Raw genomic sequence first — 21,396 nt, forward strand, 5'->3', positions numbered from 1 at the left:
GAAGCGAGAACATCACCATGGCCATCACAGCCACAGACGTCAAGAAGCTCCGCGACGCCACCGGCGCCGGCATGATGGACGCCAAGAAGGCGCTCACCGAGGCTGACGGCGACTTCGACAAGGCGATCGAGGTGCTCCGCATCTCGGGCGCCGCCAAGGCCGCCAAGCGCGGAGCCGAGCGCGAGGCCACCTCCGGCCTCGTCGCCAACTTCGGCAGCGCGATCGTCGAGCTCAACTCCGAGACCGACTTCGTCGCCAAGAACGACCAGTTCATCGCCCTGGCGGAGAAGCTGGCCGAGAAGGCCGACGAGACCCGTCCGGCCGACTCGGCGGCCTTCGCCGCGACGCCGTTCGAGTACGGCAAGACCGTCGGCGAGGCCGTCGCCGACATGGCGGTCCTGATCGGCGAGAAGATCGAGCTCGGCCGCGTCGCCAGCTTCGACGGACAGGTCGCGACGTACATGCACCGTCGCGCCAGCGACCTGCCGCCGGCCGTCGGCGTGCTCGTCGAGTTCGAGGGCGAGGCGGGCCACGACGCGGCGCGCAGCGTCGCGATGCAGATCGCGGCCATGCGTCCCCGCTACCTGACGCGTGACGACGTCCCCGCCGACATCGTCGCCAAGGAGCGCGAGATCGCCGAGGCGACGTCGCGCGAGGAGGGCAAGCCCGAGCAGGCGATCGCCAAGATCACCGAGGGACGCCTCAACGGCTTCTTCAAGGACACCGTGCTCCTCGAGCAGCCGTCCGTGCAGGACAACAAGAAGACCGTCAAGGCTCTGCTCGATGAGGCCGGCGTGACGCTCAAGCGTTTCGCGCACATCGAGATCGGCGCCTGACACCCGCACGACCCGTTCAACCGCTGACCGACGAGAGGCCGGAACCGTGACCACTGCCGAGCATGTCGACGTTCCGGCCTCTTCCGGTGGGCGCCCGCTGCGCAGAGTGCTGCTGAAGCTCTCGGGCGAGGTGTTCGGCGGAGGCAAGATCGGCATCGACCCCGATGTCGTCAACGGCATCGCCAAGCAGATCGCGGCCGCGGTCTCCGACGGCGTCGAGGTCGCGATCGTCGTCGGGGGTGGCAACTTCTTCCGCGGCGCCGAGCTCAGTCAGCGTGGGATGGAGCGCTCGCGGGCCGACTACATCGGCATGCTGGGCACCGTCATGAACAGCCTGGCGTTGCAGGACTTCTGCGAGAAGCAGGGCGTCGACACCCGGGTGCAGTCGGCGATCACCATGGGCCAGGTCGCCGAGCCGTACATCCCCCGCAAGGCGATCCGGCACCTCGAGAAGGGCCGCGTCGTGATCTTCGGCGCCGGGGCCGGCATGCCGTACTTCTCGACCGACACCGTCTCGGCGCAGCGCGCGCTCGAGATCAAGGCCGACGCCGTGCTGATGTCCAAGTCCGGCGTCGACGGCGTCTACTCCGCGGACCCGCGCACCGATCCGTCGGCCCGCAAGTACGACGAGCTGACCTTCGACGACGCGCTGCGCATGGGCCTCAAGGTCGTCGACGCCGCCGCGTTCGCCCTCTGCATGGAGAACGACCTGCCCATGATCGTGTTCGGCATGGAGGGCGAGGGAAACATCGCCCGGGTGCTGCGCGGTGAGAAGATCGGAACACTCGTGCACGCCGCATCGGCTGCTGGCACGCCAGAATCACTGTGAAAGAACTACCCGGATGGGACGACTATCGTGATTGACCAGACCCTGCGTGACGCCGACAGCAAGATGGGCAAGGCCGTCGAGCACACCCGCGAGGAGTTCGCCGCGATCCGCACCGGTCGCGCGCACCCCGCGATGTTCGCCCAGATCACGGCCGAGTACTACGGGCAGCCCACGCCGCTCAACCAGCTCGCGGGCTTCCAGGTCCCCGAGCCGCGCACCGTGATCATCCAGCCGTACGACGTGGGCGCCAAGCCCGCGATCGAGAAGGCGATCCGCGAGTCCGACCTGGGCGTCAACCCCAGCGACGACGGCAAGGTGCTGCGCGTGACGCTGCCCGAGCTGACCGAGGACCGCCGCAAGGAGTACATCAAGCTCGCCAAGTCCAAGGCCGAGGACGGACGCATCGCGGTCCGTGGCGTGCGTCGCAACGCCAAGCAGGCGATGGACAAGGCCGAGAAGGACTCCGAGATCAGCAAGGACGACAACACGGGCGCCGAGAAGCGGCTCGACGGGCTGACCAAGAAGCACGTCGAGATCATCGACGAGCTGCTCAAGAACAAAGAGGCAGAGCTCCTTGAGGTCTGAGTCTCCCCACGAGGAGACTCCGCCCGACGTCTCCCCGGACGACCTGACGCCCGACGGAGACGTCATCCCGGCCGTCGCGCTCAAGACCAGCCGTGCCGGCCGCAACCTGCCGGCGTCGATCGCGGTCGGCGTCGCGCTGGTCGCGATGGTCGTGCTGTCGCTGTTCGTCGTCAAGGAGGCGTTCATCGCCGTCGTGGCGGTCGCGCTCGCGATCGGCCTGTTCGAGCTGGCTCGCGCGTTCGGCACGGCGCGGATCGCGCTGCCCGTGCTGCCGGTCGCCACGGGCGGCACGCTGATGCTGATCGGCGCGTACTTCGGCAGCATGGAGACCGCGTCGATCGCGATGGCGCTGACGGTGCTCGGCACGATGGTCTGGCGGCTCAGCGACGGCGCCGAGGGATTCGTCCGCGACGTCACGTCGGGCGTGTTCTGCCTGTCGTACCTGTACCTGATGGGCACGTTCGTCCTGCTGATGCTCAAGGAGGACGACGGGGCGTGGCGCATCGTCGCGTTCATCGTCGCCACGATCGCGTCCGACATCGGCGGCTACGTCGCGGGCGTGCTGTTCGGCCGCCACCCCATGGCCCCGACGATCAGTCCGAAGAAGTCGTGGGAGGGCTTCGCGGGGTCGTTGCTGTTCGGCATCGGCACCGGCATCGCGACCGTGACCTACGCGCTCGACGGCGACTGGTGGGTCGGCATCGTGCTGGGCGTCGCGGGCGTCGTGTTCGCGACCCTCGGCGACCTGTCGGAGTCGCTGATCAAGCGCGACCTCGGCATCAAGGACATGGGCGACCTGCTGCCCGGCCACGGCGGCCTCATGGACCGGCTCGACTCGCTCATCGCGGTCGCCCCCGTCTGCTGGCTCATCCTGTTCACCCTCGTTCCCGTCACCTGACGCCCGCGAGTCACTGCCGCCCGCCGACGAGTCACCCAGGTGACTCGTCGGCGGGCGCACGTGACTCGTCGTCGGGCGCACGTGACTCGTCGGCGGACGGGGTCGGGGCGGTGACGAGGACGTGGCCGCGACCGGGCAGTCTTGGGGCATGTCGATCAAGGTCGCTCTCGAGCACCGGACCACCTACTCGTTCGACCGACCCGTGGGGCTCGGCCCGCACGTCGTGCGGCTGCGACCGGCCCCGCACAGCCGGACGCCGATCGAGGCCTACTCGCTGACCGTCAGCCCCGCGAACCACTTCGTCAACTGGCAGCAGGACCCGTTCGGCAACTGGCTGGCGCGCCTGGTCTTCCCCGAGAAGGTCTCGACGCTCGACATCACCGTCGGCCTGGTGGCCGACATGGTCGTGGTCAACCCCTTCGACTTCTTCATCGAGGAGTACGCCGAGACCTTCCCGTTCGCGTACGAGCCGTCGCTCGCCGCCGATCTCGCGCCGTACCTGCGTCCGGTCGGCGAGGGCGACACCGAGACACCGGGGCCGCTCGTGACCGCGTTCCGCGACCGCCTCCCGCCCGTGCCCGACGGCGGCATCGCGATGGTGCCGTTCCTGGTGCAGGTCAACGCCGCGGTGCACGCCGCCGTCGCGTACTCGGTGCGCATGGAGGCCGGCGTGCAGAGCCCCGACGAGACGCTCGAGCGTGGCATCGGCTCGTGCCGCGACAGCGCGTGGCTGCTGGTCTCGCTGCTGCGCCAGCACGGCCTCGCCGCCCGATTCGTGTCGGGATACCTGGTGCAGCTCGCCTCCGACACCGTCGCGATCGACGGCCCCAGCGGGCCCGGCGAGGACTTCACCGACCTGCACGCCTGGGCCGAGGTCTTCGTGCCCGGCGCGGGCTGGATCGGCCTCGACCCGACGTCGTCGCTGTTCGCGGGCGAGGGCCACATCCCGCTCTCGGCCACGCCCCACCCGGCGTCGGCGGCGCCGATCTCGGGCGTGCTGACCGAGCGCGCCGACGTCGACTTCTCGTTCCACAACACGGTGCGACGCGTCCACGAGGACCCGCGGGTCACCAAGCCGTACACCGACGAGCAGTGGCAGCGCATCGACGCGCTCGGCGAGGGCGTCGACCTGCGCCTGCAGGCCGGTGACGTCCGCCTGACCCAGGGCGGCGAGCCGACGTTCGTCGGGCTCGACGAGGTCACGTCGCCGCAGTGGAACACCCAGGCCGACGGCCCCGAGAAGCGTCTGAAGGCCAGCGAGCTCGCCGAGCGGCTGCGCGAGGTCTACGCCGTCGGCGGGCTCGTGCACCGCGGCGACGGCAAGTGGTACCCCGGCGAGGAGCTGCCCCGCTGGCAGATCTCGCTGCAGTGGCGCGAGGACGGCGAGACGCTGTGGTCGTCGCCGTCGCTGCTCGCCGACCCGTGGGACGAGGCCGCAGCCGATCCCGAGGCCCCCGCGCGGGCCGAGGAGCTCGCGCGCGAGGTCACGGCACTGCTCGGGCTGCCGGCCGGTCAGCTGCGCCCCGCCTTCGAGGACCCCCTGACCGAGCTCGTGCACGAGCTGCGGCAGCCGGACGGCGACCGCCCCGGGCTCGATCCCGAGCGCGCCGACGCGTCGCTCGCGTCGTCGCTCGACGCCGGGGTCGTCGACCCGACGGGATGGGTGCTGCCGCTCGTGACGGGCGAGGAGTGGGTCAGTCCCGACTGGTCGCTGCGGCGCGGACGCATCGTGCTGCTGCCGGGCACGTCCGCGGTGGGCCTGCGACTGCCGCTGAGCGCGATCTCGTGGGTCGACCCGCGGGCGTCCGGCGATCCGTCGTACGTCGAGGCCGGCCCCCGGCTCGACCCGGGCGTGCCGTCGGTGGCGGTCGTCGACCCCGCCGAGCAGCCCACGACGGCCCTGACGATCGAGGCCCGTCACGGCCACGTGCACGTGTTCCTGCCGCCGACCGAGCGGCTCGACGACTACGCCGACCTGCTGCGCGTCATCGACCTCGCCGCCACCCGGCTCGGGCAGCGGCTCGTGATCGAGGGCTACGGCCCGCCCCCGGACGCCCGCCTGACGCAGCTCGTCGTCGCGAGCGATCCCGGCGTGATCGAGGTCAACGTGCAGCCGACCGCGTCGTGGTCCGAGCTCCGCGACCTGACGACGTCGCTGTACGACATCGCCCGCCACGCCCGCCTGACGACCGAGAAGTTCGACCTCGACGGCGTCCACACCGGCACGGGCGGTGGCAACCACATCACGCTCGGCGGCCACGAGCCGGCCGCGTCGCCGCTGCTGCGCCGGCCCGACCTGCTGGTCAGCCTCATGACGTACTGGCAGCGTCACCCGTCGCTGTCGTACCTGTTCTCGGGACGCTTCATCGGCCCGACGAGCCAGGCGCCACGCTTCGACGAGGGACGTCCCGAGTCGCTGTACGAGGCCGAGATCGCGTTCCAGGAGATCGACCGGCTGACGGCCGAGACCGACGAGCCGCGGCCGTGGCTCGTCGACCGCGCGCTGCGCCACCTGCTGACCGACCTGACCGGCAACACGCACCGCGCCGAGTTCTGCGTCGACAAGATGTACAGCCCCGACTCCTCGCGCGGACGCCTGGGGCTGCTCGAGCTGCGCGGCTTCGAGATGCCACCGCACGCCCGGATGGCGATGGTGCAGTCGCTGCTCGTCCGCTCGCTCGTCGCGATGTTCTGGGAGGAGCCGTACCGCGCGCCGCTCGTGCGCTGGGGCACGGCGCTGCACGAGGACTTCCTGCTGCCGCAGGGCGCGATCGACGACATCGGCGCCGTCGTGGCCGACCTGCGCGAGCACGGCATCGACTTCGAGGCCTCGTGGCTCGACCCGTTCACCGAGTTCCGGTTCCCGCGCATCGGTCTGGCCCGGGTGGGCGGTGGCATCGAGCTCGAGCTGCGGGGGGCCATCGAGCCGTGGCACGTGCTGGGCGAGGAGGCGACGTCCGGCGGGATGGCCCGCTACGTCGACTCGTCGGTCGAGCGGATGCAGGTGACGGTGCGGGGGGTTCTGCCGCACGAGCACCTCGTGACGTGCCAAGGTGTTCCCGTGCCTCTGACACCGACGGGCGTGGCCGGCGAGTACTACGCCGGCGTGCGCTACCGCGCGTGGCAGCCGCCGTCGGCGCTGCACCCGTCGATCGAATCGCACGCACCGCTGCGCTTCGACGTCGTCGACCGCGCCTCGGCCACCTCGGTCGGTGGGGCGACGTACCACGTCGTGCACCCCGGGGGACGCGCCCACGAGCGTCCGCCCATCAACGCGCGAGAGGCCGAGGCCCGCCGGTCGAGCCGGTTCGAGCCGTTCGGCCACACCCCCGGCGCGCTCGACGTGGCGGCGATGGTCGAGGCCGGACGTCGTGCCGCCAGCGACGAGTACCCGCACACGCTCGACCTGCGCCGCACCGTGCCGTCGGGCAGCGCGCCGAGGCGGGGGACGGCCGGACGGTGACGGCGCTGCGCGACTACTCGGCGGCGGTCACGCAGCCGACGCTCGGGGGCGACCCGCCCCGCTACGACGAGGTCGTGGCGCCCGACGGCGCCCTGCGCCCCGGCTGGCGCCGTCTGGCCGAGGGGGCCGTCCAGCTGACCGAGGACGACCTGCGGCGGGTCGGCGGCGACATCGAGCGCTTCCTGGCCAACGACGGCGTGACGTACACGCCCGCCGACCAGGACCCCGGGCCGTGGCGGCTCGACCCCGTCCCGCTGGTCGTGGACGCCGCCGAGTGGTCGCCCCTCGAGGTCGGCCTCGCGCAGCGCACCGAGCTGCTCAACGCGATCCTCGTCGACCTCTACGGGCCCCAGAGGCTGCTGTCGTCGGGCGTGCTGCCCCCGGCCATCGTGTTCGCGCACCAGGGGTTCCTGCGGGTGTCGGCGCGGGCGTCGGCCGTCGACCCGCACCCCCTGCTGCTGGCAGCGGCCGACCTCGGGCGCGCGGCGTCGGGGGAGTGGCAGGTGCTGGCCGACCGCGCCCAGGCGCCCTCCGGCATCGGCTACGCGATGGAGAACCGGCGCGTCATCTCGCGGGTCATGCCCGAGCTCTACCGGCAGGCCGGCCTGCACCGCATGGCACCGTTCTTCCAGGCCCTGCGGGCGACGCTGATCGACTCGGCGCCCGCCAGCTCGCCCAATCCCCGCGTCGTCGTCCTGTCGCCCGGCACGCTGTCGGAGACCGCCTACGACCAGGCGTTCGTGGCCTCGAGCCTGGGCTTCCCGCTCGTCGAGGGCAGCGACCTCGTGATGCGCGAGGGAGCGGTCTGGATGCGGGTGTTCGGACGTCTCGAGCGCGTCGACGTCATCCTGCGACGGGTCGACGCGGAGTGGAGCGACTCGCTCGAGCTGCGCAAGGGGTCGCAGCTGGGCGTCGCGGGACTCTCCGAGGCGGTGCGGCGCGGCACGGTGCGCGTCGTCAACGGTCTCGGCGCCGGGGTGCTCGAGAACCCCGGCCTGCTGCCGTACATGTCGGCGATGTGCGAGCTGCTGCTCGACGAGCCGCTGCGGCTGCCGTCGGTCCAGACGTACTGGGCCGGGGACCCGCGCTCGGCCCGGTACGTGCTCGACCACCTCGACGGCCTGGTCGTGCGCACGATCGACCAGGGGTCGGGCCCGGGCCTGGAGCACCACGGTCCCGACCGTCTGCGCGAGCTGATCGTCGCCGAGCCGCACCGCTACGTCGGCCAGGAGCTGCTGCCGCTGTCGCAGTCGCCGACGCTCGACGCCCGCGGCGTCCACCCGCAGGCGGTGACGCTGCGGACGTTCACGCTGCGGTACGGCTCGACGTACCGGCCGCTGGTCGGCGGGCTCGCGAGCGTCAGCGACGACGACCGCGTCCCCTCCAGCAAGGACGTGTGGGTGCTGAAGGAGCGTCCCGAGGACCCCGACCAAGGGCTCGTCGACGTCCTGCCGCTGACCAACGTGCGGGCACCCGCCGCGATGGTCCCGCGCGTGCTGGAGGACATGTTCTGGTTCGGCCGGTACGCCGAGCGCGCCGAGGACATGCTGCGCCTCGTGCTGACCGCCCACGCCAGCGCGGAGGACTACCGCTCCCGTCCGCACACCGCCGGCGGGGCGAGCCTGGCGGTGCTGATGTCGGCCGTCGCGCGGCTCAGCGGATCGCGCCACACCGCCGACCAGCTCGACGACAACTTCCGGTCGCTGCTGCTCGACGCGCACCGCCCCGGCTCGGTCGCGCAGTCGATCGGGGCCCTGCGCGACGCCGCGCAGAGCGTCCGCGACCAGCTCTCGCCCGACACGTGGCAGGCGTTCAGCTGGACCGAGCGGGCGTCGGCGCACCTCTCGACCTATCACTACAGCCACCAGGTGGCCGAGAGCGCGGGGCAGATGCTGACCGGCATCCTGTCGCTGCAGGGCGTCACGGCCAACATGATGCGCGACCCCGGGTGGCGGATGATCGGCACGGGTCGCGCGATCGAGCGGGGGCTGCAGCTGTGCCACCTGCTGGCCGCGACGACGACCGTCCGGCGGGGCATCGACGTCGACCGCGACGTCAACACCGCGGTGCTGTCGGCGGCCGAGAGCGCCGTGACGCACCGCCGCCGCTACCGCGGCTACGTGCGGCTGCCGGGGGTGCTGGAGCTGCTGCTCGCCGACGCCGAGAACCCGCGGTCGCTGGCGGCCGGCATCGAGGAGATGCGCCAGCACCTCGCCGCGATGCCCGAGTCGACGGGCTCGACCCGCCCCGAGCGGCTGCTCGACGACCTCGCCGACGAGCTCGACCGCGCCGACGTCGCGTCGCTGGCGGTCGTCGAGGGCGAGAACCGTCCCGACCTCGAGCGCTTCCTGACCAGCTGCATCGGCCAGCTCCTCCGGCTCGCCGACGCCGTCGGCGACGTCCACTTCGCCGGTGCGCCCGTCCCGCGCGCGTTCGGCTTCGCGACGGTGACCGAGTGACCGGGGACGAGCCGGAGGTGGGCCGGCGGTACCGGGTCTCTCACCGCACGACGTACTCGTACGACGACGACGTCAGCGACAGCCTCGGCATCGCCTACCTCGTCCCGCGTGAGCTGCCGTGGCAGACGGTGGGGCGCAGCGAGCTGACGATCACGCCGACACCGCTCGACCAGACCGCCGACGTCGACTACTACGGCAACACCGCGACGTACTTCCAGGTCACCGAGCCCCACCGCGTGCTCGACGTCCTCGCCGTCACCGAGGTCGAGGCGCGGGCCGATCGGCACTCCGCCGAGGCGCTGGCCGTCCCGTGGGAGGACGCACGACCCGCGCACCGCCCCGACGTCCCGGACGCGTGGCAGGCCCAGGACCTCGCGCTGCCGTCGTCGCTGGCCGACCAGACGGACGAGGCCCGCGCCTACGCGGCGCAGTCGCTGACGCCGGGGCGTCCGGTCGGCGAGGCCGTCGTCGAGGTCATGCGGCGCATCCACGCCGACTTCGCGTACGACAAGACCGCCACGACGGTGACCACGACGGTCGACGACATCTTCGAGAAGAGGGCGGGGGTCTGCCAGGACTTCGCGCACCTGACGCTGGCCTGCCTGCGCTCGCACGGGCTGGCCGTCCGCTACGTCAGCGGCTACCTCGCGACGACACCGCCGCCCGGCAAGGAGCGGATCGTCGGCGCCGACGCGACGCACGCGTGGGCGGCCGTCTGGATTCCCGGCGACGGCTGGCTCGCGGTCGACCCGACCAACGACCAGCTCGTCAACGACCGCTACGTGACGGTCGCGTGGGGTCGCGACTACGCCGACGTCCCACCCGTCAAGGGCGTGATCTTCACCGAGGCGAAGAGCTCGACCCTGCGCGTCGAGGTCGACGTGGCGCCCGTCACGGACTGACCGGCCCGCAGCGGTCGCCATCGCGCCAGATCCTGACAGACTTGACCGGTGAAGGCCTTCTCCTGCCGTGTGTGCGGCAACTCCCTGTACTTCGAGAACTCCAAGTGCGTCTCGTGCAAGAGCAATCTCGGGTTCTCCCGCGGCGAGAGGGCCATCGTCCCCGTCGACGCGAAGGGCCAGTACGTCGACGCCGACGGCGACATCTGGCACGTCTGCAAGAACCTCAACCTGTCGGGCTGCACCTGGCTGACGGAGTTCCCGGGCGGCTTCTGCTTCAGCTGCGGCCTGACGCGCACGCGTCCGAGCGACGCCGACGCCGTGGGCCTGCGTGAGTTCAAGGTCGCCGAGGAGGCCAAGCGCAGGCTCGTCGTCGAGCTCGACACGCTCGGGTTCCCGATCGTCACCCGCGTCGAGGACCCCGACAACGGGCTCGCGTTCGACCTGCTGTCGAGCGTGTCCGAGGACGTCACGACGGGTCACGACAGCGGCATCATCACGCTCGACCTCGCCGAGAGCGACGACGCCCACCGCGAGAAGGTGCGGGTCAACCTCGACGAGCCGTACCGGACGATGCTGGGTCACTTCCGTCACGAGATCGGCCACTACATCGAGTGGCAGCACGTGCGCGGCGACAACATCCAGAAGGCGCGCGAGCTCTTCGGCAACGAGGAGGAGAGCTACGCCGACGCGATCGAGCGGCACTACTCCGAGGGCCCGCCGGCGGGCTGGGAGAAGAACTTCATCAGCATGTACGCCACGATGCACCCGTTCGAGGACTTCGCCGAGACCTTCGCGCATTACATGCACATCTGCGACACGATCGAGACGGCGTCGGCCTTCGGGCTCGCGACCGTGGCGTCGCCGCAGGACTTCACGTCGTTCCGCGACCTGGTCGTGGGCGTGTGGATCCCGTTGAGCGTCGCGCTGAACCAGATCAACCGCAGCATGGGCAAGGGTGCGCTGTACCCGTTCGTCATCCCGTCGCCGGTGCTGGCGAAGCTGCAGTTCGTCGCCGACCTGCCCCGCGGCTGACCTCGACCCACGCCGGCTCCGCGAGTGGCGCGGGTCGGACGATTCGGGGGAACGTGGCCCCGAATGAGAGACTGGTGGACGTGTCTTCCGTCAACCCGAACCCGTTGCCGCTCGTCTTCGAGCAGAAGCGTGGACGCGTCAAGCCCCCGCGCCACCTCGCCGACCTGAGCGCCGACGAGCGCACCGCGGCCGCCGAGGCGATGGGGGAGCCGGCGTACCGCGTCAAGCAGGTCGCCCAGCACTACTACGGACGGCTCGAGCGCGACCCGGCCGCCATGACCGACCTGCCGGCCGCGAGCCGCGACCGCATCGTCGAGCACCTCCTGCCGACGCTCCTCAACCCGGTCCGCACGATGGAGGCCGACAAGGGCACGACGGTCAAGAGCCTCTGGAAGCTGTTCGACGGAGCCCTCGTCGAGTCGGTCCTGATGCGCTACACCGACCGTGCCACGATCTGCGTCTCGAGCCAGGCCGGCTGCGGCATGGCGTGCCCGTTCTGCGCCACCGGACAGGGCGGTCTCGAGCGCAACATGAGCACCGCCGAGATCGTCGACCAGGTCGTCGACGCGGCCGGTCGCATGGCCCGCGGCGAGGTCGCGGGCGGCCCGGGGCGACTGTCGAACGTCGTGTTCATGGGCATGGGCGAGCCGATGGCCAACTACAAGGCCGTCATCGGTGCCGTCCGCCGCATGGTGGCCCCCGCGCCCGACGGCCTCGGCATGTCGGCCCGCAACATCACGGTCAGCACCGTCGGCCTCGTGCCGCGCATGAAGCAGCTCGCCGACGAGGGCATCCCGGTCACGCTGGCGCTGTCGCTGCACGCCCCCGACGACGAGCTGCGCAACGAGCTCGTGCCAATCAACACGCGGTGGTCGGTCGCCGAGGCCGTCGAGGCCGCGTGGGAGTACGCGCAGAAGACCAAGCGCCGCGTCTCGATCGAGTACGCCATGATCAAGGACATCAACGACCAGGCGTGGCGCGCCGATCTGCTCGGCGACGTGCTGCAGTCGTACGGCGACTGGGGCTGGGTGCACGTCAACCTGATCCCGCTCAACCCGACGCCGGGATCGATGTGGACCGCATCGCGTCCCGAGGACGAGCGCGAGTTCGTGCGTCGCCTGATCGCCAAGGGCATCCCGACGACGGTCCGCGACACCCGCGGCAGCGACATCGACGGCGCCTGCGGCCAGCTGGCCGCCGCCGAGTAGCGACTAGCTCGTCGCCGAGACCAGGGCGACGACGAGCACGATGTCGATCACGGCGATCGTGACGAAGGTCGCGATCATGAGCGCCATCTTGGCCCGGTCGCTCCGGGCGCTGCGGATGACGGTCATGTTGATCGCGACGCCGCCGAAGGCGAGCGCGAAGCCGAGCAGGCCCTGGAAGACCAGGAGCGACAGCACCGGGAGCACCCCGAGCGCCTGCAGCAACCTCGGGGTGGGCGGTCCCGTCGTGTACTCGCCGTCGCCGACGACCAGGACGGGGTGGGCGCGGAAGGCGCCGCCCTTGATCTTCGCCTCGACAGGACCTGCCGTGCCGGGGAGCGTCAGCCTGTTGCGCAGGAAGCCGCGCGGCTTGACGCGCTGTCCGTCCACGAAGAACTTGTAGCCGGTCCAGAACGCGTACGTCGTCGAGATCTCCCCGCTGACGCCGGGGATGGTCATGGGGGCGAACGTCATGCGTCGAATCCTCGCAGATGCGGTGGGTCGGCGTGGCGCGCGACGTCGACCACTGCGATCGTGGACGACATGCCGAACCGCCCCCGCGTCGTCGCGACCGACCTCGACGGAACGCTGCTGCGCACCGACGGATCGCTCTCGGACCGCACGCGGCGGGCGATCGAGACCGCCGCTGACGCAGGCGTCCCGACGCTGTTCGTGACGGCCCGCCCGCCACGGTGGCTCGACGAGCTGGCCGACGTCGTCGGCGGTCACGGCGTCGCGATCTGCGGCAACGGCGCCTTCGTGTACGACCTGGTCGAGCGGCGGGTCACGTCGTCCCGCGGGCACGACCCGGCGGAGATGGACCGGGTCGTGGCCGATCTGCGGCAGGCGGTGCCCGGCGTGACCTTCGCCGTCGAGCGGGCCGACGGCATGGGTCGCGAGGACGCGTACACCTACGCGCAGGAGCACGGCGACGGGCACACGGTCGGTGACTTGTCGGCCATCTCGGCGACGCCGGTCGGCAAGCTGCTGGCGCGCTCGCCGGGGCTCGACCCCGACGAGTTCCTTCGCCGCGTCGAGTCCGTGGTCGGGTCGCGCGTCGAGCTCGGCTTCTCGGGCGCCGTCGGGCTCGCCGAGATGACGGCGCCCGGCGTCACGAAGGCCAGCGGTCTGGCGACGTGGTGCGAGGGACAGGGCATCGACGCCGCGGACGTGTGGGCGTGCGGCGACATGCCCAACGACCTGCCGATGCTGCGGTGGGCCGGCCGCGCGCACGCCGTCGCGAACGCCCACGCCGACGTGCTCGAGGTCGCCGACGTCGTCCTCGCGTCCAACGACGACGACGGGGTCGCGGCCCTGCTCGAGTCGCTGGGCTGACGGACTCGCGTCAGGCGAGGGGGTCGCGCAGGAGCAGCTCGGTGTTGCGGTCGGCGACGGCGCCCTCCTGGGCCGCCGCGCGCTGCTGCGGGTCGTTGGCCGACAGCTCACGTGCCAGGGCGGCCAGGTGCACCGAGTCGGCCAGCGTCCCGCCGTGCGACGCGGGCCCGGCGTGGTCGAGCATCGTGGTGAAGATCGACAGCGTGCCGTCGTGGTTGTCGGCGAGCTCGACCAGCCTCGACTGCTGCGGGAAGTCGACGTGGGACGCGGTGTTGATCTCCCAGAAGCCGCTCGTGCCGTCGGCACTGCGGTGCGCCGTCACCTGGTTGCGGTGCGTGTGCCCGTTGACCCAGGCGATGACGGTGCGGCTCGCGAGCAGCGTCGCGACGACGGCGTCGCCCAGCACCCGCGGGTTCAGGTCGAGGCCCGTCACGACGAGCGGGTTGGTCATCGTCGCGGACGTGTGGTGGCTGAACACGACGACGTACTTGTCGGTCGACGCCGCCAGCAGCGCCGTGAGCCACTCGTGCTGCGGACGGTCGATCGAGCCGTCGGCGTAGCCGTTGGGGTTGACGGTGTCGAGCACGACGCACCGCACCGGCCCGTTGTCGAAGCTGTAGTAGGCGGTCTTCCTCTGCCGGTTGGTCGCGGTGAAGCCGTGGCCGACGGGGGAGCCCGAGGTCTTGAAGTGCTCCTCGACGACCTGCCCGCGGGTCAGCGTGCGGCGCTGGCCGTCGGCGCTGACGAGCGTCGCGGACGTCAGCGACACGGCGCCGAGCAGCGAGCCGGCGTTCGCCGTGGCGAGGCTCGAGACGACGTCGGCCTGCGACAGCCCGGGCGGCAGGGCCGTCGCCTTCAACGGGCCGGTCGCGAGCACCGACAGCGGCAGCGAGTGCGGGAAGTTGCCCTGCACGAGCCCGTCGTGGTTGCCGAACACCGAGTACCACGGGATGTCGAGACCCTGCGGCTCGAACGACCGCCGGGACGCGTCGAGCAGGCCCGGCACGCGCGGGAAGCCGTACCGCGACGTGTACACGTCCTCGGCGCCCCCCGGCCTCCGCGGCCCCTCGGGGTGCCAGTAGTGCGCGTCCCAGACCTTGGTGTCGGCGACGCCCTCGTACGCCGTGCGGCTGCCCGAGTCGGGCGTGATGCGCTCGCCGTCGAGCACGTCGATGTTCCAGCGCACCTCGTTGTACTGGCAGTTGTCGGAGTTGTCGCCGGTCTGGATCGCGAAGGCCAGGCCCTGACCCGTCACGGGTCCGCGACCGACGCGGTTCACGGCGCGCACCATCGAGTCGGCGATCTGCGGCGTCAGCATCTCCTGGGGGCGGTAGCTCGACGAGAGCAGCCCGCCGAGCGTCGGGGCACCGCCGTACGAGTCCTCGAGGCGGTCGACGTACTCGACGCGCGCGGGCGACTGGGCGTCGATGATGTGGACGTCCGTGAGGTGCGCGAAGCTCAGCACGGCGGTGCGGGTCGTCGCGCGTCCTGCACCGGGTGCGACGCCCAGGTCGTCGCGGACGGTGTGCGCCTCGCCGGCCGCCGCCACGACGGGCGTGTAGCCACCCGCGCCCGCGGCACCGCGGCGGTAGCAGCTGTCGATCGTCGTGAGCTGCGGTGCGACCACGCCGGGCGCGGCCCATCCGGTCCCGGGGCGGACGCCGACGGCGACGGCGCCTCCCACGACGGCTCCGGTGCGGATCAGGGCGCGGCGAGAGATCGTCATGCCCCTGTAACGAGTGTCACAGCGGCGGGGTTACCGCCTGGTCACGTGTCCGCCCGTGTGCCGGGGCGATAGCGTGAGGACGACCCCCCGAGGAGGACCATGATCGCCACGTCCCGCGACGTCAGCGGCTCCGACCACGTCGTCGTGATCGAGCTGCAGCGCGAACAGCGGCGCAACGCCCTCGATCTGGAGCTGTGCCACGCCATCCGTGCCGCCGTCGACGCGGCGGTCGACGACGGGGCGCGGGCCATCGTCGTGACGGGCCGGGGGTCGGCGTTCTGCTCGGGTGCCGACCTGGGCGGTGTCTACGGTCCCGACTTCCTCGAGGCGCTGTACGGCATGCTCCACCACCTGACGCGTGTCCCGGTGCCGCTGGTCGCCGCGGTGAACGGGCCCGCGATCGGCGCCGGCACGCAGCTGGCGATGGCGTGCGACCTGCGGGTCGCCGACGAGACGGCGTCGTTCGCGGTGCCGACGGCGCGCAACGGCCTGGCGGTCGACGCGTGGACGATCCGCACCCTGGGCGATCTCGCCGGTGTGGGCCGGGCCCGACGGCTGATGCTGGCGGCGGAGTCGCTGGGACGCGACGAGGCGCTGGCGTGCGGCCTGGCCGATCGTGCGGGCACCGTCGACGACGCGATCGCGTGGGCGCACGAGATCGCCGCCTTCGCGCCGCTGACGCTGGCGCACAACAAGCTCGTCCTGAACGGGACGACCGCCGACGACGCCGCGATCGAGAAGAGCTTCGCCGACGTGTGGGCCAGCGACGACGTGCAGGAGGCCGCCCTGGCCCGCTCCGAGCGCCGCGCGCCGGTCTTCAGGGGGCGTTGATGACGAGCCTGGTGTTCCGCCTCCTCGACCACCACGTGATCTCCGGGCTGGCCGACGACCTCGCGGTCGCCGACGACCGGGGGACGGTGTCGTACGCCCAGCTGCTGCACGAGTCGGCGTGCATCGCCGCGGGTTTGCACCACATGGGCGTCGACGCCGGCACGGCGATCGTCCTGGACGGCCTCCACGGGCGCGACCTGGTCACCGCGGTGACGGCGTGCGCGCGGATCGGGGCGGTGCCGGCCGCCTCGGGAGACTTCCGCCTGGTGGGGAGCCCCCCGGTGCTGCACGCGCCGGGCACGGAGGTCACCTGGGACGTCCTCGACAAGGCCGGTCGCACCGAACCGCACACGGCCCCCGACCGCGACGAAGAAGGCTACGAACCAACCCTCCGCGCGTCGTACGGCACCATCATCGAGACCCTCGAATCAGGCGGAACCGTGCAGGCACACTGAACCCAGCGTCCCGACCAACGGTCGACCGAGCGCAGCGAGGGAGACAGGTGTCCGGGCGCAGCCCGGCCGCGCCGAGGGACGAGGCGCGGGCGAGAACGGCGAGGGACGAGCCGTTATCGCACACCCCAGGCGTACGTCTGCTTCTCGAGCCGCAGGTAGACGAAGGTCTCGGTCGCGACGACGCGGTCGAGGGCACCGATCTGGGCCGAGACGATGTCGAGGAGCTCGTCGTCGCTCTCGGCGACGATCTCGGCGAGGATGTCGAAGCGTCCGGTCGTGATGACGATGTAGTCGAGCTGGTGCATCGTGGCGAGCTCGGCGGCGACCTCGCGGATGTTGCCGTTGACCTTGATGCCGATCATGGCCTGCCGGGCGAAGCCCATCTGGAGGGGGTCGGTGACGGCGACGACCTGCATGACGCCGCTGTCGATGAGCTTCTGCACGCGGTGGCGGACGGCGGCCTCGGACAGTCCGACGTCCTTGGCGATCGCCGAGTACGACAGCCGGCCGTCGTCCTGGAGCAGCTCGATGATGCGCTTGGCGGTGTCGTCGAGGCTCTGCCCTCGCGCGGCCACGGGCTTGCGGTCGGTCATGACGGACATTGTGCCGTACAGGCCGCCGATGAACAGGCCAGCGCGCCGATGGCAACGGTTTCGTGAGCGAAACACACTCTTAACAGCGGAATCCCTTGTGCTGAGGCCGCGATGTTGCGAGTATTCGTGAACACGACGAAGTGAGGGTGGCGCATGGCGGGTGTCGACCGGCGGACGGTGCTGAAGGGTCTCGGTGGAGCGGCGGGCCTGGGGGTCAGCGGATTCCTGCTGACCCGGTTCGACACGCCCGACCAGAAGCAGGATCCCACCCGGCGCATGGCCACGGACGTCTCGGCCTCCGACCGGTCGCTGGTGTTCAGCAACTGGCCCGAGTACATCGACGAGGACGACGGCGACTACGTCTCGACGCTGACGCAGTTCGAGAAGGACACCGGCATCTCGGTGCGGTACACCGCCGACGTCAACGACAACAACGAGTTCTTCGCCAAGGTGAAGAACCAGCTCGGCTCGGGCACGTCGTCCAAGCGCGACCTGTTCGCGCTGACGGACTGGATGGCGGCCCGCATGATCCAGGTGGGGTGGATCCAGAAGCTCGACGCGGCCAAGGTCCCCAACCTGCACGCCAACATCATCGACTCGCTCAAGTCGCCCGAGTGGGACCCGGGTCGTGACTACTCGGCACCGTGGCAGAGCGGTCTGACCGGCATCGCGTACAACAAGTCCAAGGTCGGCGAGATCAAGTCGTTCGAGGAGCTGCTGACCCGCAAGGACCTCAAGGGCCGGATCTCCCTGCTGACCGAGATGCGCGACACGATGGGCTTCCTCGTCATGATCGGCGGGGGAGACCCCGAGAACTTCACCGACGCCGAGTGGCAGGACGCCGTCGAGCTGCTGAAGAAGACGCGACGCGACGGTCAGGTGCGCTCGTTCTCGGGCAACGAGTACGTCCAGGACCTCGCGTCCGGCAATATCCTGGCGTGCGAGGCGTGGTCGGGCGACATCGCGAACTCCGGTGACGAGAACCTCGTCTGGATCCCGCCGGAGGAGGGGATCATGATCTGGGCCGACAACATGCTCGTGCCCAACCTCGCGACCCACCAGGACAACGCCGAGGCGTGGATCAACTACTACTACGAGCCCGAGGTCGCCGCGAAGCTCGCCGCGTACAACAGCTACATCTGTCCGGTGAAGGGCGCCCAGGAGGCGATGCAGGACGTCGACCCTGAGCAGGTCGAGAACGAGCTGATCTTCCCGACAGAGGCGACCCTGTCGAAGACCCACCGATTCATGGCGCTCGACGAGGCCACGATGCGAACCTACGAAGGGGACTACGCCGATGTCACAGGTGCATGAGGCCGCGCCGCGCGCCGCTGGGGGGCCCGACGGCTCGCGAGACCTGAAGCTGTCGCAGCTGACCAAGGAGTACTCGACCTTCACGGCCGTGAAGTCGCTCGACCTGGTGGTGCCGCAGGGGCAGTTCTTCGCCCTGCTGGGCCCGTCGGGCTGCGGCAAGACCACGACGTTGCGCATGGTCGCCGGGCTCGACACGCCGACGTCGGGCACGATCCACCTCGGCGACACCGAGATCACGTACGAGAAGCCGTACCGGCGTCCGGTCAACACGGTGTTCCAGAACTACGCGTTATTCCCGCACCTCAACATCGCCGACAACGTCGCGTTCGGCCTCAAGCGACGCGGCGTCAAGGACGTCAAGCAGCAGGTCGCCGACATGCTCGAGCTGGTCGAGCTGACGTCGCAGGCGCACAAGAAGCCGACGCAGATGTCAGGCGGTCAGCAGCAGCGCGTCGCGCTGGCGCGGGCGCTGATCAACAAGCCCGAGGTGCTGCTGCTCGACGAGCCCCTGGGCGCGCTCGACCTGAAGCTGCGGCGCGGCATGCAGCTCGAGCTCAAGCGCATCCAGACCGAGGTCGGCCTGACGTTCGTGCACGTCACGCACGACCAGGAGGAGGCCATGACGATGGCCGACACGATCGCGGTCATGAACCAGGGCGTCATCGAGCAGATGGGGGCGCCGAGCCAGCTGTACGAGAACCCCCGCACGACGTTCGTCGCCAACTTCCTGGGCCAGTCCAACCTCATCGCCGGCGAGATCGAGGGTCGCGAGGGCGACCACGTGACGGTGCGGGTGCAGGGCGCCCTCGCCTCGGTGCCGGGCGACCGCGCGCACTCCGACTCCGGCAAGGGCTGGCTCGGCATCCGTCCCGAGAAGGTGCTGATCGCCGAGGCCGGTCACCCGATCGACGCGCCCGGCGACGTCATCACGGGCGGCTACGTCACCGACGTCAGCTTCGTCGGCGTCAGCACGCAGTACTCCGTCATGATGCCGTGGGGACAGGAGCTCACGGTCTTCGAGCAGAACACCGGTGCCCGGTCGATGCTCCCGGTCGGCACCAAGGTCGACGTGTCGTGGCGGCCCGAGTTCGCGTTCCTGCTCGACGCGAGCCAGGACGCCAAGGCCGGGATCGAGGACGACTAGTGGCGACCCTGGACGAGGTGGCCGCCCCCCAGCGCCGCACCAAGCGCAAGCTGACCGGCTACTGGCTGATCCTGCCCGGTGCCATCTGGCTGCTGGTGTTCTTCGTCGTCCCGTTCTACTCGCTCGTGGCGTCGAGCCTGTTCGACCCCGACGGCTCGGTGCTGACGGGCTACGAGATGACGTGGCACGTCGGCAACTACTGGGACGCGTTCGACCAGTACAAGGGCCAGCTCGGCCGCTCGCTGCTGTACGCCGGCATCGCGACGGCCCTGTGCCTGGTGATCGGCTACGTCCTGGCCTACGCGATCGCGTTCAAGGCGGGGCGCTGGAAGAACCTGATGCTGGTGCTGGTCATCGCACCGTTCTTCACCAGCTTCCTGCTGCGCACCCTGTCGTGGAAGCTGATCCTGGCCGACGACGGCTGGGTCGTGGGCGTCGCGCAGGCGATCCACCTGACCGACCTGCTGAACCTCGTGGGCCTGACGACGACCGACGACCGTCTGCTCGCGACGCCGTTCGCGGTCATCGCGGGCCTGACCTACAACTTCCTGCCGTTCATGGTGCTGCCGCTCTACGCGAGCCTCGAGAAGGTCGACGTGCGCCTGATCGAGGCGGCCGGCGACCTCTACGCATCCCCCATGCGGGGATTCTTCAAGGTCACGTTCCCGCTGTCGCTGCCCGGCGTCGTGGCCGGCACGCTGCTGACGTTCATCCCGGCGGCCGGCGACTACGTCAACGCGCAGCTGCTCGGCAGCACCAACACCAAGATGATCGGCAACTCGATCCAGAGCCTGTTCACGACGCAGCTCGACTACGCCACGGCCGGCGCGCTGTCGGTCATCCTCATGGTCATCATCGTGGCCGCCGTCATGGCCTACGTCCGCACCGCAGGAACGGAGGAGCTCGTATGACCCGCGCGCGCCGCTGGATCGGCGAGCACCTCGTCCTCGGACTCGGGATGCTCGTGCTGGCCTACACGTTCGTGCCGATCGCGATCGTCGTGCTGATGAGCTTCAACGACAGCAGCCAGTCGCGCAACGTGTACAAGTTCCAGCAGTTCACGTGGGACAACTGGCTGCACCCGGGCGGCTGGGCGGACGGCATGGCCGACTCGGTGTGGCTGAGCATCCGCATCGCCCTGCTGGCGACGCTCGCGGCGACGTTCCTCGGCACGCTGGCGGCCTTCGCGCTCGTCCGGCACCGGTTCGCCGGTCGGTCGGCCGCGAACCTGATCATCTTCCTGCCGATGGCCTCGCCCGAGATCGTGATGGGGTCGTCGCTGCTGGCGCTGTTCGTGTCGACCAGCATCATCCCGCTGGGGTTCTGGACGATCCTGATCGCGCACATCATGTTCTGCCTGTCGTTCGTGATCGTCACGGTCAAGGCCAGGTTGAGCGGCCTCAACGACAACCTCGAGCAGGCCGCGATGGACCTGTACGCGACGGAGGCCCAGACGTTCTGGCGGGTGACGTTCCCGCTCGTCCTGCCCGGCATCATCGGTGCGGCGCTGCTGAGCTTCTCGCTGTCGTTCGACGACTTCATCATCACGAACCTCAACTCCGGCCAGGAGGTGACGTTCCCGATGTTCGTCTACGGCGCCAACCAGCGCGGCGTCCCGATGGAGGTCAACGTGATCGGCACCGCGATGTTCGTCATCTCCATCGCCTTCGTCCTCGGCAACGAGATCGTGCGCCGGCGCCAGGAGAAGGCCCTCGCCCGCTGACGGGTCGGTCTACCACGGGACCGTGGTAGACACTGTCCGCCCGGGGGATGCTTCCCCCGGGCGGAC

The 21,396-nt window shown here is 70.6% G+C and carries 19 protein-coding genes; 16 read left to right on the forward strand and 3 right to left on the reverse strand.

All coding sequences use genetic code 11. The features are described from left to right. Positions 1–17: 17 nt before the first annotated feature. The 9 genes from tsf to rlmN all read left to right on the forward strand — a co-directional run bounded on the left by tsf (position 18) and on the right by rlmN (position 12,212). Complete coding sequence (tsf, locus tag ASD10_RS09635) at positions 18–836, forward strand: translation elongation factor Ts (protein ID WP_056607697.1); 819 nt, start codon at positions 18–20, stop codon at positions 834–836. Between the two features lie 97 nt (positions 837–933). Continuing rightward, positions 934–1,665: a UMP kinase gene (gene pyrH, locus ASD10_RS09640; RefSeq protein WP_200938315.1), complete on the forward strand. Its 732-nt coding sequence runs from the start codon at positions 934–936 to the stop codon at positions 1,663–1,665. Positions 1,666–1,728: 63 nt separating this feature from the next. Further along, positions 1,729–2,250, forward strand: coding sequence for a ribosome recycling factor (gene frr / locus ASD10_RS09645; protein WP_197983662.1), 522 nt, complete (start codon positions 1,729–1,731; stop codon positions 2,248–2,250). Beyond that, positions 2,240–3,148: a phosphatidate cytidylyltransferase gene (locus ASD10_RS09650; protein ID WP_082556127.1), complete on the forward strand. Its 909-nt coding sequence runs from the start codon at positions 2,240–2,242 to the stop codon at positions 3,146–3,148. The genes frr and ASD10_RS09650 overlap by 11 nt, the downstream gene beginning before the upstream one ends. A 148-nt stretch (positions 3,149–3,296) precedes the next feature. Further along, on the forward strand, positions 3,297–6,611 hold the full coding sequence (locus tag ASD10_RS09655; RefSeq protein WP_056607704.1) for a DUF2126 domain-containing protein: 3,315 nt from the start codon (positions 3,297–3,299) through the stop codon (positions 6,609–6,611). Next, a complete protein-coding gene (locus ASD10_RS09660; protein ID WP_056607707.1) occupies positions 6,608–9,070 on the forward strand; it encodes a circularly permuted type 2 ATP-grasp protein in 2,463 nt (820 codons plus the stop codon). Before ASD10_RS09655 ends, ASD10_RS09660 begins: the two co-directional genes overlap by 4 nt. Next, positions 9,067–9,972 carry a transglutaminase family protein gene (locus tag ASD10_RS09665; protein WP_235501801.1) on the forward strand — a complete coding sequence of 302 codons (906 nt, stop codon included), beginning with the start codon at positions 9,067–9,069 and terminating at the stop codon, positions 9,970–9,972. The genes ASD10_RS09660 and ASD10_RS09665 overlap by 4 nt, the downstream gene beginning before the upstream one ends. Positions 9,973–10,020: 48 nt before the next feature. After that, positions 10,021–11,004, forward strand: a complete 984-nt coding sequence (locus tag ASD10_RS09670; RefSeq protein ID WP_056607710.1) for a putative zinc-binding metallopeptidase — start codon at positions 10,021–10,023, stop codon at positions 11,002–11,004. A gap of 74 nt (positions 11,005–11,078) precedes the next feature. Then, positions 11,079–12,212, forward strand: coding sequence for a 23S rRNA (adenine(2503)-C(2))-methyltransferase RlmN (rlmN, locus tag ASD10_RS09675; RefSeq protein WP_235501802.1), 1,134 nt, complete (start codon positions 11,079–11,081; stop codon positions 12,210–12,212). 3 nt (positions 12,213–12,215) lie between these two features. On the opposite strand, the gene ASD10_RS09680 is transcribed toward rlmN, so the two are convergent. Then, positions 12,216–12,683, reverse strand: coding sequence for a hypothetical protein (locus ASD10_RS09680; protein ID WP_056607711.1), 468 nt, complete (start codon positions 12,681–12,683; stop codon positions 12,216–12,218). 69 nt (positions 12,684–12,752) lie between these two features. Here ASD10_RS09680 and ASD10_RS09685 point away from each other — a divergent pair, with 69 nt between their 5' ends. After that, a complete protein-coding gene (locus tag ASD10_RS09685; RefSeq protein ID WP_056610091.1) occupies positions 12,753–13,544 on the forward strand; it encodes an HAD family hydrolase in 792 nt (263 codons plus the stop codon). Between the two features lie 10 nt (positions 13,545–13,554). Here ASD10_RS09685 and ASD10_RS09690 read toward each other — a convergent pair whose 3' ends face one another. Then, on the reverse strand, positions 13,555–15,270 hold the full coding sequence (locus tag ASD10_RS09690; protein WP_056607712.1) for a TIGR03767 family metallophosphoesterase: 1,716 nt from the start codon (positions 15,268–15,270) through the stop codon (positions 13,555–13,557). A gap of 99 nt (positions 15,271–15,369) precedes the next feature. Here ASD10_RS09690 and ASD10_RS09695 point away from each other — a divergent pair, with 99 nt between their 5' ends. Both ASD10_RS09695 and ASD10_RS09700 read left to right on the forward strand, forming a co-directional pair. Then, complete coding sequence (locus ASD10_RS09695) at positions 15,370–16,101, forward strand: enoyl-CoA hydratase (protein WP_056607713.1); 732 nt, start codon at positions 15,370–15,372, stop codon at positions 16,099–16,101. Beyond that, positions 16,101–16,556: an AMP-binding protein gene (locus ASD10_RS09700; RefSeq protein ID WP_157432532.1), complete on the forward strand. Its 456-nt coding sequence runs from the start codon at positions 16,101–16,103 to the stop codon at positions 16,554–16,556. The genes ASD10_RS09695 and ASD10_RS09700 overlap by 1 nt, the downstream gene beginning before the upstream one ends. Positions 16,557–16,669: 113 nt before the next feature. Here ASD10_RS09700 and ASD10_RS09705 read toward each other — a convergent pair whose 3' ends face one another. Further along, a complete protein-coding gene (locus ASD10_RS09705) occupies positions 16,670–17,149 on the reverse strand; it encodes an Lrp/AsnC family transcriptional regulator (protein ID WP_157432533.1) in 480 nt (159 codons plus the stop codon). A 153-nt stretch (positions 17,150–17,302) separates the two neighbouring features. On the opposite strand from ASD10_RS09705, the gene ASD10_RS09710 reads away from it, so the two are divergent. From ASD10_RS09710 to ASD10_RS09725, 4 genes are read left to right on the forward strand one after another with little or no spacing between them, the layout of a single operon-like run. After that, positions 17,303–18,463, forward strand: coding sequence for a PotD/PotF family extracellular solute-binding protein (locus tag ASD10_RS09710; protein ID WP_056607717.1), 1,161 nt, complete (start codon positions 17,303–17,305; stop codon positions 18,461–18,463). After that, positions 18,447–19,607 (forward strand): ABC transporter ATP-binding protein, encoded by a 1,161-nt coding sequence (locus ASD10_RS09715; protein ID WP_056607718.1) that lies wholly within the window; start codon positions 18,447–18,449, stop codon positions 19,605–19,607. The genes ASD10_RS09710 and ASD10_RS09715 overlap by 17 nt, the downstream gene beginning before the upstream one ends. Next, the gene (locus ASD10_RS09720; RefSeq protein ID WP_056607719.1) at positions 19,607–20,518 is read left to right on the forward strand and encodes an ABC transporter permease; all 912 of its coding nucleotides are present in this window, start codon (positions 19,607–19,609) and stop codon (positions 20,516–20,518) included. Before ASD10_RS09715 ends, ASD10_RS09720 begins: the two co-directional genes overlap by 1 nt. Continuing rightward, positions 20,515–21,330, forward strand: a complete 816-nt coding sequence (locus ASD10_RS09725; RefSeq protein WP_056607723.1) for an ABC transporter permease — start codon at positions 20,515–20,517, stop codon at positions 21,328–21,330. Before ASD10_RS09720 ends, ASD10_RS09725 begins: the two co-directional genes overlap by 4 nt. The last annotated feature ends 66 nt before the right edge of the window (positions 21,331–21,396 follow it).

Origin of the sequence: Aeromicrobium sp. Root472D3, assembly GCF_001426485.1 — a bacterium.
Classification (GTDB): domain Bacteria; phylum Actinomycetota; class Actinomycetes; order Propionibacteriales; family Nocardioidaceae; genus Aeromicrobium.